Source organism: Thermomicrobiales bacterium, from assembly GCA_041390825.1.
GTDB lineage: Bacteria > Chloroflexota > Chloroflexia > Thermomicrobiales > UBA6265 > JAMLHN01.
In genome coordinates this window covers 116,001-136,842 of sequence record JAWKPF010000005.1, presented here as the reverse complement: position 1 = coordinate 136,842, position 20,842 = coordinate 116,001, and the positions used below count along the sequence as shown (strand labels likewise).

General features: G+C 61.6%; 20 protein-coding genes. 8 read left to right on the top strand and 12 right to left on the bottom strand.

The features are described 5' to 3' along the window. Nucleotides 1-10 precede the first annotated feature (10 nt). From R2855_01860 to R2855_01845, 4 genes are all read left to right on the top strand, one after another. Nucleotides 11-1,105 carry a kelch repeat-containing protein gene (locus R2855_01860; GenBank protein ID MEZ4529750.1) on the top strand — a complete coding sequence of 365 codons (1,095 nt, stop codon included), beginning with the start codon at nt 11-13 and terminating at the stop codon, nt 1,103-1,105. Between the two features lie 65 nt (nt 1,106-1,170). Further along, nucleotides 1,171-2,184, top strand: coding sequence for a kelch repeat-containing protein (locus R2855_01855; protein MEZ4529749.1), 1,014 nt, complete (start codon nt 1,171-1,173; stop codon nt 2,182-2,184). Nucleotides 2,185-2,261: 77 nt separating this feature from the next. Further along, nucleotides 2,262-2,768 carry a TlpA disulfide reductase family protein gene (locus R2855_01850; GenBank protein ID MEZ4529748.1) on the top strand — a complete coding sequence of 169 codons (507 nt, stop codon included), beginning with the start codon at nt 2,262-2,264 and terminating at the stop codon, nt 2,766-2,768. Nucleotides 2,769-2,833: 65 nt separating this feature from the next. Then, nucleotides 2,834-3,685, top strand: coding sequence for an SMP-30/gluconolactonase/LRE family protein (locus R2855_01845; protein MEZ4529747.1), 852 nt, complete (start codon nt 2,834-2,836; stop codon nt 3,683-3,685). 3 nt (nt 3,686-3,688) lie between these two features. On the opposite strand, the gene R2855_01840 is transcribed toward R2855_01845, so the two are convergent. The 10 genes from R2855_01840 to R2855_01795 all read right to left on the bottom strand — a co-directional run bounded on the left by R2855_01840 (nt 3,689) and on the right by R2855_01795 (nt 14,442). Continuing rightward, complete coding sequence (locus tag R2855_01840; protein MEZ4529746.1) at nt 3,689-4,111, bottom strand: ester cyclase; 423 nt, start codon at nt 4,109-4,111, stop codon at nt 3,689-3,691. Nucleotides 4,112-4,266: 155 nt separating this feature from the next. Next, nucleotides 4,267-5,352, bottom strand: coding sequence for an ABC transporter ATP-binding protein (locus R2855_01835; protein ID MEZ4529745.1), 1,086 nt, complete (start codon nt 5,350-5,352; stop codon nt 4,267-4,269). Nucleotides 5,353-5,364: 12 nt separating this feature from the next. Then, nucleotides 5,365-6,171 (bottom strand): ABC transporter permease subunit, encoded by an 807-nt coding sequence (locus R2855_01830; protein MEZ4529744.1) that lies wholly within the window; start codon nt 6,169-6,171, stop codon nt 5,365-5,367. Beyond that, nucleotides 6,168-7,070: an ABC transporter permease gene (locus R2855_01825; GenBank protein ID MEZ4529743.1), complete on the bottom strand. Its 903-nt coding sequence runs from the start codon at nt 7,068-7,070 to the stop codon at nt 6,168-6,170. Before R2855_01825 ends, R2855_01830 begins: the two co-directional genes overlap by 4 nt. An 83-nt stretch (nt 7,071-7,153) precedes the next feature. Continuing rightward, the gene (locus R2855_01820; GenBank protein ID MEZ4529742.1) at nt 7,154-8,458 is read right to left on the bottom strand and encodes a PotD/PotF family extracellular solute-binding protein; all 1,305 of its coding nucleotides are present in this window, start codon (nt 8,456-8,458) and stop codon (nt 7,154-7,156) included. 83 nt (nt 8,459-8,541) lie between these two features. After that, nucleotides 8,542-9,795, bottom strand: a complete 1,254-nt coding sequence (locus R2855_01815) for an amidohydrolase/deacetylase family metallohydrolase (protein ID MEZ4529741.1) — start codon at nt 9,793-9,795, stop codon at nt 8,542-8,544. 24 nt (nt 9,796-9,819) lie between these two features. Further along, nucleotides 9,820-10,797: an aldo/keto reductase gene (locus tag R2855_01810; protein MEZ4529740.1), complete on the bottom strand. Its 978-nt coding sequence runs from the start codon at nt 10,795-10,797 to the stop codon at nt 9,820-9,822. Nucleotides 10,798-10,828: 31 nt separating this feature from the next. Next, nucleotides 10,829-11,788 (bottom strand): aldo/keto reductase, encoded by a 960-nt coding sequence (locus tag R2855_01805; protein MEZ4529739.1) that lies wholly within the window; start codon nt 11,786-11,788, stop codon nt 10,829-10,831. Nucleotides 11,789-11,828: 40 nt separating this feature from the next. Further along, nucleotides 11,829-12,791 carry an LLM class F420-dependent oxidoreductase gene (locus tag R2855_01800; protein MEZ4529738.1) on the bottom strand — a complete coding sequence of 321 codons (963 nt, stop codon included), beginning with the start codon at nt 12,789-12,791 and terminating at the stop codon, nt 11,829-11,831. A gap of 142 nt (nt 12,792-12,933) precedes the next feature. Next, nucleotides 12,934-14,442, bottom strand: a complete 1,509-nt coding sequence (locus tag R2855_01795; GenBank protein ID MEZ4529737.1) for a carboxypeptidase M32 — start codon at nt 14,440-14,442, stop codon at nt 12,934-12,936. 136 nt (nt 14,443-14,578) lie between these two features. Between R2855_01795 and R2855_01790 the strand changes: the two genes are divergently transcribed. Next, on the top strand, nt 14,579-15,841 hold the full coding sequence (locus R2855_01790) for an AI-2E family transporter (GenBank protein MEZ4529736.1): 1,263 nt from the start codon (nt 14,579-14,581) through the stop codon (nt 15,839-15,841). Further along, complete coding sequence (gene solA, locus R2855_01785) at nt 15,841-16,971, top strand: N-methyl-L-tryptophan oxidase (protein ID MEZ4529735.1); 1,131 nt, start codon at nt 15,841-15,843, stop codon at nt 16,969-16,971. The genes R2855_01790 and solA overlap by 1 nt, the downstream gene beginning before the upstream one ends. A 54-nt stretch (nt 16,972-17,025) precedes the next feature. Here solA and R2855_01780 read toward each other — a convergent pair whose 3' ends face one another. Further along, the gene (locus tag R2855_01780; GenBank protein MEZ4529734.1) at nt 17,026-17,373 is read right to left on the bottom strand and encodes a hypothetical protein; all 348 of its coding nucleotides are present in this window, start codon (nt 17,371-17,373) and stop codon (nt 17,026-17,028) included. A gap of 242 nt (nt 17,374-17,615) precedes the next feature. Here R2855_01780 and R2855_01775 point away from each other — a divergent pair, with 242 nt between their 5' ends. Both R2855_01775 and R2855_01770 read left to right on the top strand, forming a co-directional pair. Further along, complete coding sequence (locus R2855_01775) at nt 17,616-17,993, top strand: hypothetical protein (GenBank protein MEZ4529733.1); 378 nt, start codon at nt 17,616-17,618, stop codon at nt 17,991-17,993. Between the two features lie 7 nt (nt 17,994-18,000). Then, entirely contained in the window at nt 18,001-19,221 is a 1,221-nt protein-coding gene (locus tag R2855_01770; GenBank protein MEZ4529732.1) for a HAMP domain-containing protein, read from the top strand. 51 nt (nt 19,222-19,272) lie between these two features. Here R2855_01770 and pyk read toward each other — a convergent pair whose 3' ends face one another. Continuing rightward, nucleotides 19,273-20,721, bottom strand: a complete 1,449-nt coding sequence (gene pyk, locus R2855_01765; GenBank protein MEZ4529731.1) for a pyruvate kinase — start codon at nt 20,719-20,721, stop codon at nt 19,273-19,275. Between the last annotated feature and the right edge of the window lie 121 nt (nt 20,722-20,842).

The following is a 20,842-nucleotide window of genomic DNA, read 5'->3' as shown; positions in this document are numbered from 1 at the left end:
TAACCGAACGATGCGAATCGATCGACGCTCGCTCCTGGCCGCCACAGTGGCCATTGCCTTGTTTGGACGCACGGCGCGTGCCCAGGAAGCGCAACCGGATCCTCCCTGGATCTTGCTGGCGAACGGCCAGCCTACCGATCCGCTTGGCCGCTGGGGACACACCCTGGTCATCGACACCTGGCACAACAGGTTAGTGCTCGTCGGTGGGCGCGACGCTCTGGGAACCGTCAAGGGCGATCTCTGGATGTTCGACCTCGGCAGCTGGACGTGGAGCGAGCTCGATCTGAGCGGCCCCAAAGCGCGGTCGGACAGCGCCTCGGCGATCGCGGCCGACGGATCAGGCTTCTACTACGCAGGCGGGGCATCGGACGACGCGGTCTTCGACGATCTGTGGTGGTTCGATTTCGCTTCGACGACATGGCGGCAGATCGAGACAAATGGTCCGGGACCTGGCGCGCGGATGGGAAGCCGGGGCGCGATCGATGTGTTCGGCCGGTTCGTGATTACCCATGGACGGAACGGGAATTCGCTCTTCGACGACACCTGGGCATTCGATGCAGCCTCTGGAAGCTGGTCGGAACTCTCTTCCGGCGGCCTGAAGCCAATCGCCCGATTCGATCACGATCTTGTCGCCCTCCCTGACTATGGGGTTCTCCTCATGGGATACGGAGCTTCGAATCCCGATGGCGCCGGGCGGCTCGGCGATCTCTGGTCCTACGACATGTACAACGATTTCTGGGCGGAGGTCACTCCAACATCCGGCCCGTCACCGCGAACGGGCGCAGCCATGTCCAAGCTGGGCAATTCCGTGCTCCTCGTGGGCGGATCCTCCGATCTCGGACTGCAATCAGATGTCTGGACCGGCGACCTGTTCGACGGGTTCTTCAAGTGGACCGAATTGACGCCGGTAAACCATGGCCCGCTCGGAATCTACCGGCGAGCGTGGCATGACATGACAGCGGCGAACGGCGAGTACTACGTCTTTGGGGGGTACGGCGCCGAGGGCGCGCTCAGCGACCTTTGGAAGTTCTCTCCTGAGCGGATCGAGCATCCCGGAGAGGATAGCGAATACATCGAGCCGAGCGACATCTACGAGGAGGAGTGATCCGCATCGCTCTGGGCAACGTAGCGCATTCAGCAACCCAAATTCGCCCAGGAGACCGAATGCACATGCGCATCACTCGCCGCACCCTGTTGGCCGCCATTGCCGCGGCCGCTCCGTTTGGATTGACCCGAGCCTCCGCGCAGACTGATCGCTGGAAACTCCTCGATGACGGCAGCGGACCATTGGCTCGTTGGGACCATGTCCTGACCGCCGACGCCGCGAACGGCCGGCTCTACGCCTTTGGTGGCCGCGACGCCAATGGGGTCGCGTTGGGCGACCTTTGGTCGTTCGATCTTGCATCGAGTCGCTGGACGCCGATCGAGAGCGCAGGGCCTTCCCCCCGCTTTGGCGTTGCGGCGTCAGCGACACCCGATGGTTCGGCCTTCGTTCTCTTTGGTGGACAGGCGGACGCCGACTTCTACGCTGACCTTTGGACCTTCGATTTCGCGTCGCAAACATGGACGCTGCTCGATGATGGCCTGGCGGTGGCTCCCACTCCCCGCTATGGGCTCGGCGGGGCATTCGATGCCTTGGGCCGCTTCATCGTTTCGCATGGGTTCACCTTTGAAGGCCGCTTCGACGATACCTGGGCCTTTTCAGGCGAGACGGGTTGGCTGGATGTATCGCCCACCCCGGAGACGCGTCCCCTGCGTCGATGCTTGCATGAGGTCACGCCAATCGACAACGGCGAGCGACTGTTGCTCTACGCCGGCTGTTCTTCCGGCTATGGACCATGCCCACAGGGAGATCTCTGGGAATACGAAACAGCCTCCGGAACCTGGACACAACTCGCCCCATCGATTGTTCCCGCCGCGCGGTCCAATCCAGCAACAGCGCAACTCGGGGACTCGGTGTTGCTCGTCGGAGGCCAAACAGAGTTCGGTCCTGCGGCCGACGTCTGGTATGGCGCCCGCTCGAGCGACGGGTTCGAGTGGCAGGAAGCGACAGACGACAGCGGGATCATCGCCCCGAGGTCGAGCCATGACCTGGTCACGCTCGACAGTGAGGCATACATATTCGGCGGTCTCGGGGTCGCCGGTCCGCTCGCCGACCTCTGGCAATACACCAGCGGCGCATAACACCGGGTAACGGTTGCCCGGCGTCGGCGATACTGGACACACGAACGATTTCGCGCGCGACTCCTGGGATCGGCGTTGTGTCACTGCAGGCTGGGGAACACGCCCCAAATCTGAACAGAACCTTTCCCGACAGCGAAGGGACGGACTACAACCTCGCCGAGGTGCTGCGCTCCGGTCCCTTGCTGCTCGGTATCTACAAGAGCTCCTGTGCCGCCAGCAAAGCCATGATGCCCATGCTCGATCGCTTCGTCGATCGATACGGCGTCTTCGGCTTGCAGGTCTTCGGCATCGCGCAGGATTCGGCCAATGTCACTCGGTCGTTCATTCGCCGGGCGGGCGGCCTCGCCTATCCCGTCCTGATCGAGGGCGATGACTTTCCGCTCTCGGTCGAATTCGACATCTTTGCAACTCCCACTGTTTATGTCATTCGGCAGGATGGAACCATCGCCTATACAACGATGGGCTTTCTGCGGGTACAACTCGAGGAGTTCTCTCAGGCAGTCGCGAACGTGCTTGGCGTCGCCTATCAGCCGATCATTCAGGAAGCGATCGACGAAGAGATACCGCTCTTCGTCCCTGGCTGACCAAGCAAGCATCTGGACTAGGGTTCCTCGTCCGTCACCATTCGAAATCAAAGGAGTTTGCACCCGTGGCAACTGTCGGCGAGATGACCGTGCTTGCATCTGGTTTCGACACGCTCGAGGGCCCGGCGTTCGATCGCCATGGCAATCTGTTCTTTGTCGACTGGGAACGCCATTCGATCTTGCGTCGCTCACCGGACGGCGAGATTCGCGAGTTCTACAACACGGGTGGCGTGCCGGCCGGGCTGGCGTTTCATCCCGACGGGTCGTTGTGGGTTGCCGATGAGGGCGACGACATCCACGGGCTCATGCGCATCTCGCCAGACGTCGAGGCGACAATTCTCGTCAACGAGTTTCATGGCGTCCCCCTGAACGGGGCAAACGATCTCGTCTTCGACAAGGATGGGAATGTCTATTTCTCCGATCCCTGGCGCACAAGCCTCGAAAATCCGGTTGGCGGGTTCTATCGCTACACGGTCGACGGGGAGTTGCAGCAGCTCGACAGCGGGTTGGCGTTTCCGAACGGCGTAGCCCTCACGCATGACGGGCAATACGTCATCCTCGCCGAGACCTATCGCGATCGCTTGCTGCGCTACCGGATCGAAGCCGACGGCACAGTCGGCCCTCGAGAGATTTGGGCGGAAACGACGGCGCCGTCAGGCGGCGACGGCATGGCGTTCGCCGAGGACGGGAGTCTTTACGTCGCGCACCATGACGGAGGATCGGTGGATATTTTCGATCCGAACGGGAAGCAGATCGGCTCGATCCTCGTGCCCGGCAAACGCGTGACCAACGTCGCCTTCGGCGGTCCGCACCGTAGAACACTGGTCATCACCGAATGCGCCACCGGTTCGATCTACTCGGTCGAGCTCGATGTTGCCGGGCAACCGCTGCACGACGGGTTTAGTGGGCGGTCTTGATGTTCAGGAAGTTGTGTCCGAGCCCCAGAGACCGAGCTGCTGCAACAGTCCAAACGTATCGAACTGGATCCAACGTTCGATAAAGAGACCGTTCTCGATCCGGTCGATTCCGAGCCCTTCGATACTCACGGGGCGTCCGGTCGGGGTGAAGCCGAGAAATGCGCCAAGATGCGTGCCGGTGGCCTTGAACCGATACGCGATCGATTCGCCAGCGTCCCAGATCTCCTCGAGCACAATGCGAAGGTCGGGAAACGCCTCCAGATATCCCGCAATATCGATGCGCACGCCCTCGGGACCGTAGTGGTCGCCTCCGGGCAGATGACTGACATGCGTGGTGGCATGTGTCTCCTGCAATGTGCGCATGCAATTCTTGCAAAACGCTTCCTCGAAAAAACTCCGTACCCGCTCGACGTTCTCTTGACTCATTCCCAGACGCTCCAGCAACACAATCGGCTTATTCGCCGGTCGCGGGCGCCCCTCATGCGCTTCCGACCGTGCGTCTATAGTCGCTGCGGTAGACGCGCCGTCCCATCCTCAAAAATGCGTATTCGATGACGTATTCGTACAGCCGAGTTGCGGATTTATTGCTTGACGAGGGAGACATCCCGGAAGCGGAGCGTGACCTGCTTCTGGCCCTTGTCGAGCAGTGTCAGGCGCTCGACGCCACTGGCTGAGACATTGAGCAGCGTGCCCTCACAATCGACGTCCAGGCGCACGGTCGGCCCTTCGAAGACGATCTGCTCGACCGTGCCAGTTACCAGGCCGTCCGCCTCGTTGCGGGTGTTGGCGCCAACCACTTCGATATTCTCCGGCCGCACGAACGCGAGCACAGAATCGCCCACCGCCAACGCTTCCGGAGCAAAACCCGTCAGCTCGAAGGCGCCCGCTCGTACCCTCGCCGTTCGCTCGCCGTCGGCGGCCACTGCAATCGACTCGATAACGCCCGGAATCGCATTGTTGTCCCCGACGAAATTGGCAACGAACTCAGTGGCAGGGCGTAGATAGATGTCGAGCTGGCTGCCGGCCTGCTCGACGCGACCCTTGTTCATGACGAAGATGCGATCCGAAATGGCGAATGCTTCCGACTGATCGTGCGTCACATAGATGGCCGTCTTCTTCGTGCGACGCTGCAGCTCGAGAATCGAGTACTTCAATGTGTCGCGCAAATTGCGGTCGAGCGCGGAGAGCGGTTCGTCGAAAAGCAAGACGCGGGGATCGGTCGCAAGCATGCGCGCGAGCGCCACACGCTGCTGTTGACCGCCAGAAAGCTGACCCGGCATGCGGTCAGCGAAATCGGTCATCTCGATCATGTCGAGCATTTCGCCCACCCGCTGCTGGATCTGCGCTTTCGGCATGCGCTTCATCTGCAGACCGAAGGCGATGTTCTTCGCCACGGACATGTGCGGGAAGAGCGCATGACTCTGGAACGCCAAGCCGACGTTGCGCCTGTGCGTGGGAACGCGATTGACCATCTGATCGTCGAACCAGATCTGCCCCGAGCTCGGTTCGATCAACCCGGCAACCATGCGCAATGTGGTCGTCTTCCCGCAACCGGATGGACCCAGCAGCGTGATGAACTCACCGTCGGCGATATCGGCGCTGACGCGATCGACCGCCACTGTTTCGCCATAGCGTTTTTCGACTTCGACCAGACGTACCTGGGCCATGGATGCTCCGGTTTACGTGAAATAGGTGCCCTTCAAATACCGCTGGGAGAAGAGCTTGAAGAAGAGCAGCACGACGATGAACGAGGTCGCCTGCATGATGGTTGCCAACGCAGCCGTCGATTGCGCGAACCCAGCCGTCTTGGTCAGGTTGTAGACCCGCAACGCGGCCGTCTCGGTTTCCGGACCGGCGATGAAGAGCGTCACCAGAAACTCGTTGAACACGATCACGAAGGTCATCAGCACCCCGGCGCTGATGCCAGGACCGAGCAACGGCAGCTCGACGCGGAAGAAGGTCTGCAACCGATTCGCTCCGAGCGTGCGCGCCGCCTCTCCATAGATCAACGGTTGGTCGCGCAGGGCCACGATGATCGGCACGAGCATCAAGGGGAAGGTCCCGACCACATAGGCAGCAACCAAGCCCACCCGCGTGCGCGGAATGTCGAGCAAGTAGGCGTATGTGATCGCCAGGCCAAGGCCCATCACCGCGGCCGGAGTGTAGAGCGAGAGATTCAATGCGGAAAGGATCATCCGCTTGCCGGGAATGTCGTGCCGCACGATGGCAAACGCCGCAGGAATGGCGATTAGCAGATTGATCAGGATCGCCAGCACGGTCAGTTCGACCGACAAGATCAGACTGTGCTTGAACGATCCGAATGCCTGGCTATAGGCGAACGTCGAATACCCACCGCCGGGCGCCTCGATGGAATGCAAGGCGGTCGCCACAAACGGCAACGCGAAAAGCACCAGCCAGATCCAGATATAGGCATGCTGCAGAACAGTCCAGACCGTTTTCATACCGAACCGACGGTGACCGCTCATGCGCCCAGCGCCCCCCGCGAGAATCGCAACGATGCCCAGGTGACCGTGAATGCCATGGCGAGCAAGACGATGCCCATCGCCGACGCGAGCCCATAATCGAACTGCACGGTTGCTTTCTGTTGCAGAGTCAGCGAGAGCACCCGTTGCTGCGGCGTGCCACCGAGGAGAATCGGCACCACAAAGACACCCAGGTTCCATCCGAAGCACATCAGGAAACCGGCCAGGATTCCCGGCCACGCGAGCGGCGCCAGGATCCGCTCGAACACGCGAAACGGATTGGCGCCCAGCGTTTGCGCCGCTTCCTCCAATACCGGGTCGATATTCGAGAGCGCCGCGGCTACGTTCATCGTCATGAAGGGAAAGGTAAAGAGCGCCATGCCAAACACGGTCATGGGCTCCGAATAGAGCAAAGTCGTCGGCTTCAAGCCCAGGAACTCGAGCACGGGATAGAGCGCCCCGTTTGGCAGCAGCACATAGTAGAGACCAAACGCAAGATAGAGCGGCCCGAAAAGCGGAAAGACCATCAGCGTTCGCACCAGACCGCGATACCTGATCTTGCGCACGAGGATGTAGGCAAATGGGAATCCAAAGACGAGATCGACGATCGAGGAGAGGGTTGCCAAACGCACCGTGGTGTACACGTGCGGCATGTAGCGGTCCCAGATCTCGCGGTAGTTATCAGACGTGTAATCGGGATGATGGAGAAAAAAGGTCGACTCGCGGGTAAAACTCACCAGGATGATGTACCCGAGCGGAATGAAGGAGAAAACGATCGCCGCGATGACCGCGGGTGTCAGCAACCCATAACCCACCAGCCAGCGGCGCAGGCGCGATTCTCCGACAGGAGCCGGAAGCGCCGCGACTTCGCGGTCGGCCGAAACGAGAACGGGTTCACGCATGCGTCGAACGATTCCCTGCACACAGGCGGCTCCGAGGCAGTTGCTGCCCCGGAGCCGCGCCGGCGAGCGCTCGAATCTCTATGCTAGAGACCGATGCCCTCGAGCCATTTGTCGTACCACTCCTGATTGTGCTGGTTGTAGTACTCCCAGTCGACGTTCTTGTAGAGCGTCGCCAGTTGATCGATGGTCGGGAAGTAGTCGAAGTAGACCGGTGCGATCCATTCCGGAATCGCGGCCTCGTACGACGGGCCCATGAGCCCTTCGTGCAGTTCCGACCACCAACCTTCGGTGATATCCCATGCCTCCAGATCCGGGAACTGGGCGTCGTCGCTGAGCCGCCAGTCCACGAAGATCTGGGCAAGCACCGGATGCTTCGGCTTGGCCGGAATCCACATGAATCCGTTGACCGCGTACTGACCGGACTCGGCGACCACAAATGCGAAGTTCTCGGTTCCATCGAAGTAGAACTTGCGCGCGACGCCGTTCCAGAACGTTGCCGCGTCGACCACTCCCGACTTCAGCAGCTCTTCCAATTCAGGCTGCTGGTTGGTGTACTTGAGCACGTTGGGATGGACCTTCTCGACCAGGAAGGCGATCGCCTCGTCCATCTGCGCGGGATCTTTGTAGTCCAGCCCGAGCGCAGCCGCGGTGCCCAGCAGGATGCCGCCGCCGGTGATGTCACCAGGCAACCACATGAGCAGCTTGCCCTTGAGGCGCTCGTCGGCCAGATCGTCCCAGTCAGTGACGTAGTCGACGTTGTCGGTGTTGATCGTAATGCCCGGGGACGCCGAAGCCTGGAACCCAACCGAGGTCGGCGCATGGATCAGGGTTTCGAGCACCCGATCCGCATTCGGAACCAGTGGCGATGGGAGGAAATCCTCCATCATCGGCGCGCCTGCCTCAGCGGCCTGCGCCTGCGCTTCGGCCCAGTAGTTCTCCTCGATGGCCAACACGTCGTACGGCGCATTGTCCCCGGCACCGACCGCAATGGTCAGGTCGGTGATATACGTGCTCGGCGTCTGCGATCCCGAGTAGTTGAGCTTGATGTCCACATCGTAGACATCCTTGATGTAGTCCTGGAACCGCTTGATCAACGCATCGTTGGCCGAATAGGTCCAGTTGCCGACGTTGACTTCGCCTTCCTCGGCGATCGCGGCCTTGATGTCGTCGAACGACATTTCCGCTCCAACGATCGGCACCATCACGGGACCGTCCGCGGCTGGCGAGGCGGCCGAATCTTGCGCGAATGCCGGCATCGCCAGCACCGAGTTCACTGCGGTGGCGGACAACCCAAGGGCTGCGCCTGCGCGCACGATCTGGCGACGGGTGTACCGCCGCGATTCCGCATATGTGGCAAATTTCTGAACCAGGTCACGCTCGGTCGACATTGACGGGTGTTCCTCCTGTTCTCGTGACGCGAGACTCCACTAGTCGCGCGTTTCGCTTGCTAATGCAATGTGGACATTGCCCCCTAACGGGTGCGGTTGTCAAGCAGCGGCGCTGCCGGCTTGTTCGGCACTTCCACCAGCGGGATCATCTTGCTCCGCTGGTTTTCGCTCAGGACCGCCCATGGTTGCAGGTCAGGATAGGGCACCCGCTCCATCTCCTCCCCATCGATCCAGGTGGCGTCGTTCACCAGCAGCTGGCTTCCCTTCTGCTCGTTCATGAAGACATCCTGGAAGGTGTAGTCGCCTGACTCGAGGTGGAACATGGCGATGTCGGCCACGCTGCCCGGTTTGAGCGAGCCGAGGTAATCGAGATGAATCGCCTTGGCGGCTTTGCTGGTGGCGCGCTCGATGGCATCCTCGATCGACATGCCAATTGCCAGAAACTTGGAAATCGTGGTCGGCATGTCGAAGCACGGTCCCTGAATCGCCAGTTGGTGAATATCGGTCGAGATCACGTCCGGCAACACGCCGTTGGCCAGCATGGTCTTGGCGGTCTCGAAGCTGAACGACCCGGCGCCGTGTCCGATGTCGAGCACCAGTCCCTGCTCGCGCAGCTCGGCGATGCGGGGATAGAGCTGCCCGTTCGGATCGAGCAGATTCATACTGTGGCCGGTGAAGCAATGGGTGATGATGTCGCCGGGGCGCATACGCTCGATGACCTCGTCGATCGTTGGCGGCCCAACGCCGATATGGATCATCAGCGGCAGGTCGACCGCTTCCGCCAATTCGCGGGCCACATCCAACGCCTTGATGCCAACGCCGCGAGTGGTGCTGGAATCGATACGCGCCTTGACGCCGATGATGACATCCCGATTTGCCTCGATGATCGTCTGGCCGAGCGCGACGTCGAGATAGTCAGGATTGGAAAGCTCCCAGGTGGGTCCCGTGAGCCCGATCGAGGAGATGTTCAGCAACGCGTAGACCCGCGACTTCTGGGTCTCGATCACGTATTTGCGCAGACCGGGGAAGTTGTAACCGCCGGAACTGCCGACATCGAGCCAGGTGGTGACCCCGGTGCGCGCCGTCACCGGGTCGGGCAGGATGCCCCAGAAGGTCGATCCCCAGTAGACATGGGTATGCAGGTCGATCAGTCCCGGCGTAACCAGCTTGCCGCTGGCGTCCTTGACCGAAGCCGCCGAGCCAGGGTCGATTCCAGCCTCGACGGCGGCGATCTTACCGTCCTTGACCGCAACATCGAGCTGGCCGCTATATCCAGACCCCGGGTCGACGACGTCGCCGCCCTTGATCAACAGATCGTAGGTTGTTCCGCTTGCCACGTTTCCTCCTGATAGATCGAGTCGCTACTTCTTGTCTTTGAATCGATAGATTTCCGGATCGTCGGTGTCGGCCGGCCCGAGCGCGTCGATTTCTTCCCAGACTTCGCCCGGGATATCGATCGAGGCAAGCTCGACCGTGCTCTTGACCCGATCGGGTCGACTCATGCCGACGATCGTGACCGTGATGCGCGGGTCGAGCATCGAGAACTGCAGCGCGGCGGCCGCCAATGGCACACCGTAACGGTCGCAAATCTCACGGATCTTGCCGGTGCGCGCGATGAGATGGTCCGGCGCTTGCTGGTAGGCATAGCGCGGATACGATTCCGGACCACGTGACAACATCCCGCTGCCATATGGCGCGGCGTTCAGCACGGCCATCCCCTTGGCCGCGGCAACGTCGATGACCGGATTGGCGTTGGTGTTCAGCAACGTATAGCGGTTGTGGGTAATGACCGCGTCGAAAAGTCCGGTTTCGATGTACTGCAACTCGACATCGTTCGGCCCGGACGCTACTCCGAGATAGTCGAACGCGCCCTGGTCCTGATAGGAGCGCAGAACTTCGACCGGACCGCCCGGCGCCATCGCTTCCTCGAATGTGGTCCACTCGGCATCGTGCAGGTAGACCACATCGACCCGATCGACGCCCAATAGTTCCAGACTGCGCTCGAAACGCCGCTTGACCGTTTCACCACGAAAGTTGTTGTCGGCCGGATCTCGGCCTGCTTTGGTCTGAAGCACCGCTCCCTCGGGAAGGCCGCCAAGCTCTCTCAGCGCCATGCCAACACGCGCTTCGCTGACGCCATCGCCATAGAGTGCGGCCGTGTCGATGTAGTCGAACGGACTCGCGAGGGCGGCCTTGACAGTTGCGATCGCTTCGTCCTCAGGAACGGCGTAGAGAAAGGTGTCTTCCATCGAACCAAGCGGCGCGCAGCCCATGGCGACCGGGGGAACCTCCAACGAGGTGTTGCCGAACGTACGACGCGCGAGTAGTTCCTTGCCCACGTTCTCTCCTTTGACGAACGTTCGAACCCGACTAGTAGCTGGCGGGATCGGACGTATCCGGCGGACCAAGCGCCTCGATCTCGTCCCACACTGCCTGTGGGATCTCGACCGAGGCGAGATCGATCGTCTCCTGTATCCGCTCCGGCCGGCTCATACCGGCGATGGTAACGGTGATGCGCGAATCGCGCAGCGAGAATTGCAGCGCCGCAGCGGTCAGCGAAATGCCATATCGCTCGCAGATCGCTTCGATGGCGAGTGCCCGCTCGATCATTGCCGGCGGCGCGGTTCGGTAGAAGTAGCGTGGATAGTCTCGGGGCCCGCGCGAAAGGATGCCGCTGCCATACGGAGCGGCGTTCAGGACGGCAATCCCTCGCTCATGCGCGTAAGTGAACAGCTCGTCGGAGTTCGTGTTGAGCAGGGTGTATCGGTTGGAGCAGATGACACAATCGAACAGGCCTGTCTCCAGGTACTGCAGATCGACATCGCTGAGATCGGACGCCACCCCAAAATGGTCGAATAGCCCCTGTTCGTAGTAGCCGCGCAGAACATCGACTGGTCCGCCGGGCGCCATGGCGTTCTCGAACGAGGTGCGTTCTGGCCCATGGAGAAAGACCGCGTCGAACCGGTCGACACCCAGCAACGACAGGCTACGCTCGAATCGGCGTTTCACCTCGTCGCCACTGAAATCACAAAGCTCCGGCGAACAACCGATCTTGGTCTCGAGAATTGCCCCCTCGGGCAATCCGCCGAGTTCCCGCAGCGCAATGCCGATGCGCCGCTCGCTTTCACCGTCGCCATACCAGGCGGCAGTGTCGATGTAGTTCAGCGGGCTGCGGAGCGCAGCCAGCACCGTAGCGACCGCCTGCTCCTCCGGCACGGAGTAGAGAAAGGTGTCGCGCATGTCGCCAAGGGGCGCGCAGCCCACCGCGATGGGAGGGACTTCGAGCGACGACTTGCCGAACGTGCGACGTTCCAGAAGCTCGGTACCCACCAGTGCGCGTTATCCCCTCGGTCGTAACTCCGAAAACCGGTCAGGCGAACTTTCTCACAACTTCGTTGTCGAGGAGGTCCACCAATGCCGGTTCGTAGGCAACATTGGTCACGTACATGATGATGTAGTCGACTCCGACCTCTGCCAATTGCTCGACCTTTTCCGCAACATCCTTTGGAGTGCCGATCAGGAAACCGCTGGCAAAGTCGTCGAACGGGGTTCCCTGGCGGACTGCTTCCGATGCCTTAACAGGATCCTCGCCCGCTTCGATCAGGTGGACGCGAATCTGGGTCGATTTCACCAGGTCGTCGTAGTTGCGGCCGGCTGCCGCGCAGTGGCCTTGCAGGATCTCCAGTTTTCGCCCGACCGTCTCGACATCGCCCATCACGTTGCACGCGTCGGCGTATTGCGCCACAAGTTTGAGCGTGACCTGCTCGCCACTGCCGCCGATCCAGAACATGGGGTGCGGTTTCCGGACCCCCTTCGGCTCGTTGATCGGCTTGTCGATGGTGTAGTACTTGCCATGGAACTCCGGATAGTCCTCGGTCCACATCTTCTTGATGACCTGTACGGCTTCACGGAACATCCCCATCCGTTGCGGTGTCTCCACCCAGGGATAGCCGTACGCCTTCCACTCGGCCTCATACCACCCCGCGCCGATACCTGCGTAGAGCCGGCCGTTGCTGGCGACATCGACGGTGGATGAAATCTTGGCGTAGAGCGCCGGATTCCGATATCCGTTGCAGCCCACCATCTGGCCGACATTCACTCGCTTCGTGTCGCGCGCCAACGTTGACGTGATCGTCCAGCATTCGAACGTGGTCTCCAGCTCGGCCTGCGGCGTCGTGTGGAAATGGTCGTAGACCCAAATCGAGTCCCAGCTCCCTGCGTCCGCAACGCGACCAACATGGGTCATCGCCTCGAACTGCTGGTATGGATCGGAAAAGCTGTTCAGGTCCCGCCGCCAACCTTGCGGCGCGAAGATTCCGAATCTGATCGACATGGTCTGGTCGAACTCCTTTTCGTTCAAGCGCCCGTGTCCAGTGAATGCGTCCGTTCGCTCCGGCCCCCGAACTCCGGACTCCGGACTCCGGACTCCGCACCCCGGACTCTGGACTCTGGACTCTGGACTCTGGACTCTGGACTCAGATACCGTACAAATCCGCGATCTTGCGCTCGAGGTAGCGCAGATAGGGTTCTGGATCGAGTGGGCCACCAACCGCCCGTTCGATCGTTTCCCTGGGCGGAAACTTGCTGCCGCTCCAGTGGACGTGGGTGCGAAGCCACTCACGCAGCGCGGCAAAGTCGCCTTGCTCGATCTGCTCGGTCAGGTCGGGAATGTCCACCATCATCTTCTCCCAAATCTGAACCGAGAGAACCGTGCCGAGCAAGTAATCCGGGAAGTAGCCGAACAGCCCCTCTGACCAGTGCACATCCTGCAACACGCCATGGGCATCGTCGGGAACCTCGACGCCGAGGTACTCCTTCATGCGAGCGTTCCAGACTTCGGGCAGGTCCTTGGCCTCCAGGCGTCCTTCGAAGAGATCTCGCTCGAGCTCATATCGCAGGATGATATGCAGACCGTACGTGAGCTCGTCCGCTTCCACCCGAATGAATGATGGCTGCATCTTGTTGACAGCCCGATAGAACTCTTCGGCTGAATAGGCATCGAGGGCGTCCGGGAAGGCCGCGCGGATCAGGGGCCAGGCATAGTTGACAAACGGACGACCGCGGCCGACCAGATTTTCGAGCAACCGGCTCTGCGACTCGTGCACGGTCATCGAAACGCCGGTCGCCAACGGCGTGCGATCGAGCGAGGGATCGATTTGCGCTTCGTAGAGCCCATGACCGAACTCGTGAATCGTTCCATAAAACGCGGTGGAGAAGAAGTCCTCGTCGTAGCGAGTGGCGAGCCGAATGTCTTTCGTGCCAAAACTCTGTTGGAACGGATGAACGGTCTCGACCACACGCCAGCTTGCCTCCGTCGCGCCAAGTACCGCCGCAATGTCCTCGGACAACTGCACCTGAGCCGCCTTTGGAAACGACCCAAAGAGCAGCCCGTCGTCGACCTTGTCCTGGTTTGCAGCAACCGCTCTGGTCAGTTCGATCAGGCGAGGCTTGAGCCGATCGAAGATCGGGTCGATCTGCGCCACGGTCGCGCCTTCCTCGAATCGATCGAGCAGCACGTCGTAAGGCGACTCGGTTGGATCGAAACAGGCGATATATTCCTTGCGCAGCGCGATTTGTTTCTCCAGTACCGGCAAGAACGCCGCGAAATCGTTCGCGGCGCGGGCATCTCGCCAGGTAGCGAACCCCTCTGCCTCCGCCTGAGCGATGCGGCCTTCGAGCTCACTGGGAATGCGTCGGCTCAGGTCGTAGATGCGGCGCACAAGACGTAGCAGCCCTGCCTCGTACGACTCCGCGCCTGCCGCCGCGCCCACATCAGCGCTCTCGTCGAGCAGCTGGCCGATCGAGTCGCTGGTCAAACGATCATGAATCAGGACGGAGAGTGTTTCGACCTGATTGGCGCGCTGGTCGTTGGCAGCCACCGGCATGATGCATTGCTGGTCCCAGGACAACAGCTCGCGTGCCATTTCCAGGTCGTGAATCGTTTGCACTTCGGCTTCGAGCGCTGCAAAGGCCTCTCGTGACATTCAAGCTCCTTCGATCGAACTGAAAGATTCTTCGTCAAACTCTACTCGCGCAACCATTGTCGCAATTGCGCCAAAGCGCTGGCGCGGATCGTGCATACTCTCACGATTGTGACGGTCGTGTGACCGATTGAGCACTATGCCGAGCACTGTCATCAAGAATCCAAAGCGCCTCCGAACCGAAAGCCGCTCTGCCGGTCTCGATCCGACCTCGCGCGGGCACGGGGACCACGATCCCCCGCAGCGCATCGAGATCGACATCCCATGGCGGACCATCATCCGCATCCTCGCCACCATCGGGTTCCTGCTGCTGGTCACCCGGCTGAGCGAAGTGCTCTTCCAGATCTTCCTTGGGTTCCTGCTGGCCGCGGCGCTGTTTCCGCTCGTGCAACGCATGGAGCGGAGGGGAGTGCGGCGAGGCATCGCCGTCATCTTCGTGCTGCTGGGCGTGCTCCTCGTTCTCACGCTCGTCATCGCGGCCGTTGCGCCGTCGCTGATACAGCAGGCGGCGGATTTCTGGAACAACATGCCGCAACACGCCCGTGACGCATTCGCCTGGCTCAAGCCGCGCGAGCCGGAACTCTATAACCGCATCATTGCGTACGTCGATAAGCAAACCACCGGCGCGGACGTGACCGACGTGGATATCGATGTGGAGCAAGCCATTTCCGGCGGCCAAACCGTCTTCAGCGTGCTGGCAGGCATCGTGACCGCCTTCGCGGTCGCGGCGTTCACCCTTACCGGTGGCGATCAGGTGCTCCGTTCGCTGGGACGGATGCTGCCCGAGGGCCAGGAACAAAAGGTCCGTCGCATGGTCCCGGAAGTGACCCGGGTGGTCAGCGGCTATGTGATCGGTCAGGGAATCAACTCGAGTCTCTTCGCGATCTTCACGTTCATCGTGTTTACCGCGCTCGATCTTCCGTCACCGCTCGTGGCCGCGGTGATCGCCTTTGTGCTGGATGCCATTCCCATCGTTGGCGCGACGATGGCGACCGTAATCTTCGCGATCCTGGCGCTAACGGTGAGCACAACTTCGGCCATGATCGTCATCGTGGCGTGCCTGATCTACCAGCAGTTCGAGAACTACGTCACCTCGCCACGGGTCTTCGGCCGCACGCTGAACATCTCGCCATTCACCAGCCTGATTTCAGTGCTCATCGGGAGCAAGCTCCTGGGCATACCAGGTGTGCTGCTCGGTCCGTCAGTGGCAGCCATGATTTCAGCCGTCATCCGCGTCTGGGCGGACGACATCGAGGTCGTGGCCGGCCCGAGCGGTCCGCGCCTGACCGAGACCTGGGTGGACGATGACCGATACGATGACGAAGCGGCGCTGCACGAGTTGATCGAGAAATACGACCAGCCCGAGTCGGTAGACGAGGAACCGAAGGAGCCAGGGGCGTGATGGATGCATATGATGCAATCGTCGTCGGGGTAGGCGGCATGGGGTCGGCCACGTGCTGGCAGTTGGCCCGTCGCGGCAAGAAGGTGCTCGGACTCGAGCAGTTCGATATCCCCCATTCCAGCGGTTCGTCGCATGGAGTCAACCGCATCATTCGCCTCGCCTACTATGAAGACACACGCTACGTTCCGCTGCTGAAACGCGCGTATGAGCTCTGGCGGGAACTGGAGGCGGCCTGCGGCGAGCATCTCCTGCACATTACCGGTTCCATCGACGCCAGTGAGCCGGATGGGATCGTCTTCACCGGCGCGCTCGAATCGTGCAAGGTGCATGACCTGCCGCATGAGGTTCTGACGAGTGCCGAGCTGACCCGGCGCTTTCCCGGCTACCGCCTGCCGGAAGAATACTTGGCGCTCTACCAGGAAGAAGGCGGCTTCGTCCTCTCGGAGCGAACCATCGTGCAGCACACCGCGGAAGCGATGAAGCTGGGCGCCGAGATTCATGGCCGCGAAGAAGTGCTCGACTGGATAGCGAGCGACAACGGCATCTCGGTGCGCACGACCCGCGGCGAATACCGCACCGAAAAACTCATCTTCACCACCGGGGCATGGATGGGCGCGCTGCTGGACGAACTGGCTCCCCTGCTGCAGCCAGAACGACAGGTGCTGGCCTGGCTGCAACCGATCGAACCGGTGCTCTTTACCCCCGAAACATTCCCGGTCTTCAACCTGACCGTGCCCGAAGGACGCTACTACGGCTTTCCGGTCTACGGATTCCCAGGATTCAAGATCGGGCGCTATCACCACCTGGACGAAACGATCGACCCGGCCGAGGGATTGCGCGAACCTGACCAGGCGGACGAAGACATCCTGCGGGCGTTCGTCAGCCGCTACACCCCGATGGCAAACGGTCCGGCGCTGGCGTTGCGCACCTGTATCTTCACCAATTCCCCGGACGAGCATTTCATCATCGACACATTGCCGGACGACGAGCGCGTCATCGTGGCCTCCCCATGCTCCGGGCACGGGTACAAGTTCTGTTCGGTCATCGGCGAGATCCTTGCCGATCTGGCGATCGACGGTTCGACACGCCACGACATCTCGCTCTTCGAGCTCGACCGCTTCCAGGCATGAAAAAGCCCCGCTCTCGTCAGTGAAAGCGGGGCCTGGAAACGATCTTCACGCGGTTCAGGCCCGCAGTCGAATTTCCATGACGACGGCCTCGCCATCCGGGCGCTGGGCGATGAACTCCTCCATCTCAGCGAACGCGTGGGTCAGCGCCTGCATGACGCTGTGCAAGGAAGAGTCGGCCGCCATCACTTCGGCGCTGTAGCGGTCTTCCTCGACCCGGCGATGATTGATGAATCGTTTGGTGCGAATCTCCGCGCTCGCCAGAATTCCCGTTCCACCGCTTTCAACCGTTCGCGGCACGAGATCGAGCGGCCAGGGGATCAGTTTGCCGAGTGTGCGCAGCCTGCGCGGCTGGACGGCATCGTCGGCTTCGCGAACGTCGGCGGTGAGGGCAGGATGTCCCATTCATGTACTCCTTCAAATCATTCCGGCTCGACCGGCGGATCGTGTCTCACCGGCACTACGGACAGCACGCGGGACGGGTGTCAGCATTTCTTCGATTGGCGCGCCATTTCGCTGTCAGCAGAAATGTGTACGTACACACTGTATCAGAACACCTGATCTAATGCAAGCGTTTTGTGACAAATCGTCAAAACATCCGTTCTGATGGGTGTCGTCTTCTACAATGTCCGCATGAGGAACCCGGCATGACCGAATTCGACCTGCGCCCATCGATCGCGGAGCACTTCCGTTCGGTGGCGGATTGGCGTCGCTCGCGCTATCAGGATGACCTGCGCGATCCACGCAATCTGACCAGCGCGGCCGGGCTGGACGCTTTGGCCGATTGGGTTGTCACCCTCCCGGAGGATGACCCTCGCCTGGCGACGCTCTCCCGGGTCGCTTCCGTGGGCGCTTCGTTTACGCCTGGACAGCAGGCGCTCTACGAAATCGGCCGCTTCCGCTTCTTTCAGCCCGAAACCGAGTTCGACACCTTCTTCGACCAGCTCGCCCTTCTCGCCGAAGCAGACCACGCGGAGCACGGCCATTTCGGCGGCAAGCAGGTCCCTGGCGATGAGCCGTGGTGAACCATTCATGAAAACATTGCCGGACACCGGCCGCGCGGTCGCCCTCCTGGCCATTGCGTCCGTTGTCGCGCTTGCGGCAACCGTGACAGCCGCGGGCGTCTGGCTCGGGTTCGGCGGGCAGTCGCTCGCGGAAATCGCCGGCTGGCTGGCGGCTGGAGCGGCATTGGCGCTCCTCCCGGGGGTCTTCTTGCTCTGGGTGGTCGACCGGGCCGAAGATGGCAGCTATCTCGCGCGATTGTCGATTTCGGGCGTCCTGGCGGTATTCGTGTTCGCCATCGCGGCAATCGTTCCGATCTGGCAGGGCACCGACTCGACGACCGACCGGCGCTTGCTCTGGTTGATCATTGCCTTTGCTGCTGTCATCGCGATCTCGTTTGCGTTCGTCGCCGCCTGGATGGACACACGCCCGGTGCGCGCCATGGCTGCGCGCGCAAGCGGCATCGCCGGAGGCCTCTACGAAGCACGGCTCCCTGAAACAGGGAACACCGAGCTCGCTCAGATCGCCACGGCGATCAATCTGCTCGCGTCACGCGCGCAATCATCCTCGATCCGGCAATCGAACCAGGACCGCGCCCGCGAAAGCCTGCTCCTCGCGATTGCCGCCGATGCGCAGGTTCCTATCGACGCCATTCGCGCCATCACCCAATCGATGGCGTCTGGTTCGAACGGAGAGCCCGTAGCAACCCGCAGGCATCTGGACGCTATCGACCGCGAAACTGCCAGCTTGCAACGGAGGATCGACGAGGTCGAGGAGATCGCGCAGCTCGAGAGCGGTCAGGTGACCCTGCGAATGCAACCGGTGTCGTTGGCGCAACTGGTGATCGCCGTTTGCGATCGGCTGCAACCCGGGGCGGCCACGCGCAAGGTCATTCTCGGACCGCATGTCGATTTCTCCGCGCCTCGGGTGCTCGCCGATCCCGACCAGACCTTGCGCGCACTGGAAGCATTTGTCAGCTACGCGCTTGCCGAGACACCGGACGGTTCACAGCTTGCTGTCGAGATGCGCGAATCTGGCCAGTTCGTGCAGGTTGCCGCGCTGGAACTTCCCGGGGAAAACGCAACCGACGTCGCCAGCCGGGTGCGGTGGGAGTCGGCCCACCGGCGTCGCGAATCGGCGCTCAGTCTGGCGGTCGCCGGCAGGCTCATCGAGATCCAGGGGGGCAGCTTCCTGATCTCGCGAGGAAACGCAGGCGCTCCTATGGTCGTGGTGTCGCTTCCACGAAGCTAGCCTGCGCGACCCGCTTCATCGAGTCGCTCGATGCGCTCCTCTGCTGCGCGATTAGCTTCCCAAACGGCGAATGTGCAACAGGTTCGTCTTGCCGGCGACGCGCATCATCGGCAGCGAACCGACGATGAGCGTGTACTCGTCCTTCTCTGCCAGTCCGAGATCGATGATCTGGCGCCCGGTCTTGCGGAACATGAGGTCTGGATCTTGCTCCAGAGGCACTACGATCGAGGTGATGCCCCAGACGATGTTGAGCCGCCGCGAGGTGGTCTCATCACTGGTCACCGCAATCATCGGCGCGGACGGGCGGTACTTGGCGAGACGGCGCGCGGCATTCCCCGTCAGGGTGAAGACAACGATCCGCTGAATGTGCGCGCTCTCGGCCAGCTCGAACGCCGCGCGCGCAATCGCGTCTGCGTTCGCCAGCGCGGTGTCACCCCGCGTGGGAATCGGTTCCAGCGAGGCAGCAGTTCGAATCGGTCCGCCGTGCTCGGCTTCTTTGATGATGCGCGCCATGGTTTCGACCGCTTCGATCGGGAAGAGCCCCACGGCCGATTCAGCGGACAGCATCACCGCATCGGTCCCGTCCCACACCGCATTCGCCACGTCATTCGTCTCCGCGCGGGTGGCCATTGGTTGCGTGATCATCGACTCGAGCATCTGGGTAGCGGTGATGACCGGCACGCCGAGCGCGTTCGAACAGGAAATGATGTCCTTCTGCGCCCGCGGCACTTTCTCCGGCGGAAGCTGCACTCCAAGGTCGCCGCGCGCCACCATGATGCCGTCGGCTTGCTGGGCGATATCACGCACGTTCTGCAGCGCGTCCGGGCGCTCGATCTTGGCGATCAACCCTGGCGGGCTCGCGCCATGCGCGGCGGCCACCCCGCGCGCCATGACCAGATCGCTGGCGTCGTTGATAAAGCTCAGGCCAAGGAAGTCCACGTCCTGCTTGACCGCGAATTGAATGTCTTCCCTGTCGCCGGGCGTCAGCGAGCCGCCGCCGATAAATGCGCCCGGCAACGTCACGCCCTGACGGCCCATCAGCAAGCCCCCACGGCCTACTTTGCAGATGGCCCGATCGCGCTCCACCCGGTCCACCAGCAGCTCGATGAGACCGTCAGAGATCAACAGGCGGCTGCCCGGCTGGATGACGTTGAGCAACTCGGGATAGTCGATGCCAATGCGCTTGGCGGTGGCCGGCACGGGCTCCGGCACGATCTCGACCACGCTGCCCCGCCCGATGGGGATCTTCTCGTCGTTGGTCAGCGGACCTGTGCGGATCTTCAATCCGCGCAAGTCGAAGAGAATCGGGACTTGCGTGCCAAGTTCCTGGCTGACCACGCGCACGTCCTCGATGAGCTTGGCGCGTTCATCAGGTGAGCCATGCGCGGCATTGACGCGCACCATATCCGCCCCGGCAAGCATGAGTTCGCGCAACTTGTCGCGGCCGGCAACGGCGGGACCCAGGGTGGTAACGATCTTCACATGTCGGTCACGTGCCAATCGGATGCTCTCGCTTCACGCAAACGTGCCGATTCCAGACCCTTTGCGGGATCGAAACGGGCGGGTTGATGAGGGGCTTGCGCCGGTGCAAGCAGCTATGCTCTGGCTCAATGCTACCAAT

Bases quoted from the DNA above. Each gene is read 5' to 3' on its own strand.
- R2855_01775 (MEZ4529733.1), top strand. From the start codon at position 17,616: ATGACCGAATTCGACCTGCGCCCATCGATCGCGGAGCACTTCCGTTCG.
- R2855_01795 (MEZ4529737.1), bottom strand. From the start codon at position 14,442: ATGTCACGAGAGGCCTTTGCAGCGCTCGAAGCCGAAGTGCAAACGATT.
- R2855_01825 (MEZ4529743.1), bottom strand. From the start codon at position 7,070: ATGCGTGAACCCGTTCTCGTTTCGGCCGACCGCGAAGTCGCGGCGCTT.
- R2855_01790 (MEZ4529736.1), top strand. From the start codon at position 14,579: ATGCCGAGCACTGTCATCAAGAATCCAAAGCGCCTCCGAACCGAAAGC.
- solA (MEZ4529735.1), top strand. From the start codon at position 15,841: ATGGATGCATATGATGCAATCGTCGTCGGGGTAGGCGGCATGGGGTCG.
- R2855_01860 (MEZ4529750.1), top strand. From the start codon at position 11: ATGCGAATCGATCGACGCTCGCTCCTGGCCGCCACAGTGGCCATTGCC.
- R2855_01770 (MEZ4529732.1), top strand. From the start codon at position 18,001: ATGAAAACATTGCCGGACACCGGCCGCGCGGTCGCCCTCCTGGCCATT.
- R2855_01780 (MEZ4529734.1), bottom strand. From the start codon at position 17,373: ATGGGACATCCTGCCCTCACCGCCGACGTTCGCGAAGCCGACGATGCC.
- R2855_01830 (MEZ4529744.1), bottom strand. From the start codon at position 6,171: ATGAGCGGTCACCGTCGGTTCGGTATGAAAACGGTCTGGACTGTTCTG.
- R2855_01855 (MEZ4529749.1), top strand. From the start codon at position 1,171: ATGCGCATCACTCGCCGCACCCTGTTGGCCGCCATTGCCGCGGCCGCT.
- R2855_01840 (MEZ4529746.1), bottom strand. From the start codon at position 4,111: ATGAGTCAAGAGAACGTCGAGCGGGTACGGAGTTTTTTCGAGGAAGCG.
- R2855_01820 (MEZ4529742.1), bottom strand. From the start codon at position 8,458: ATGTCGACCGAGCGTGACCTGGTTCAGAAATTTGCCACATATGCGGAA.
- R2855_01835 (MEZ4529745.1), bottom strand. From the start codon at position 5,352: ATGGCCCAGGTACGTCTGGTCGAAGTCGAAAAACGCTATGGCGAAACA.
- R2855_01800 (MEZ4529738.1), bottom strand. From the start codon at position 12,791: ATGTCGATCAGATTCGGAATCTTCGCGCCGCAAGGTTGGCGGCGGGAC.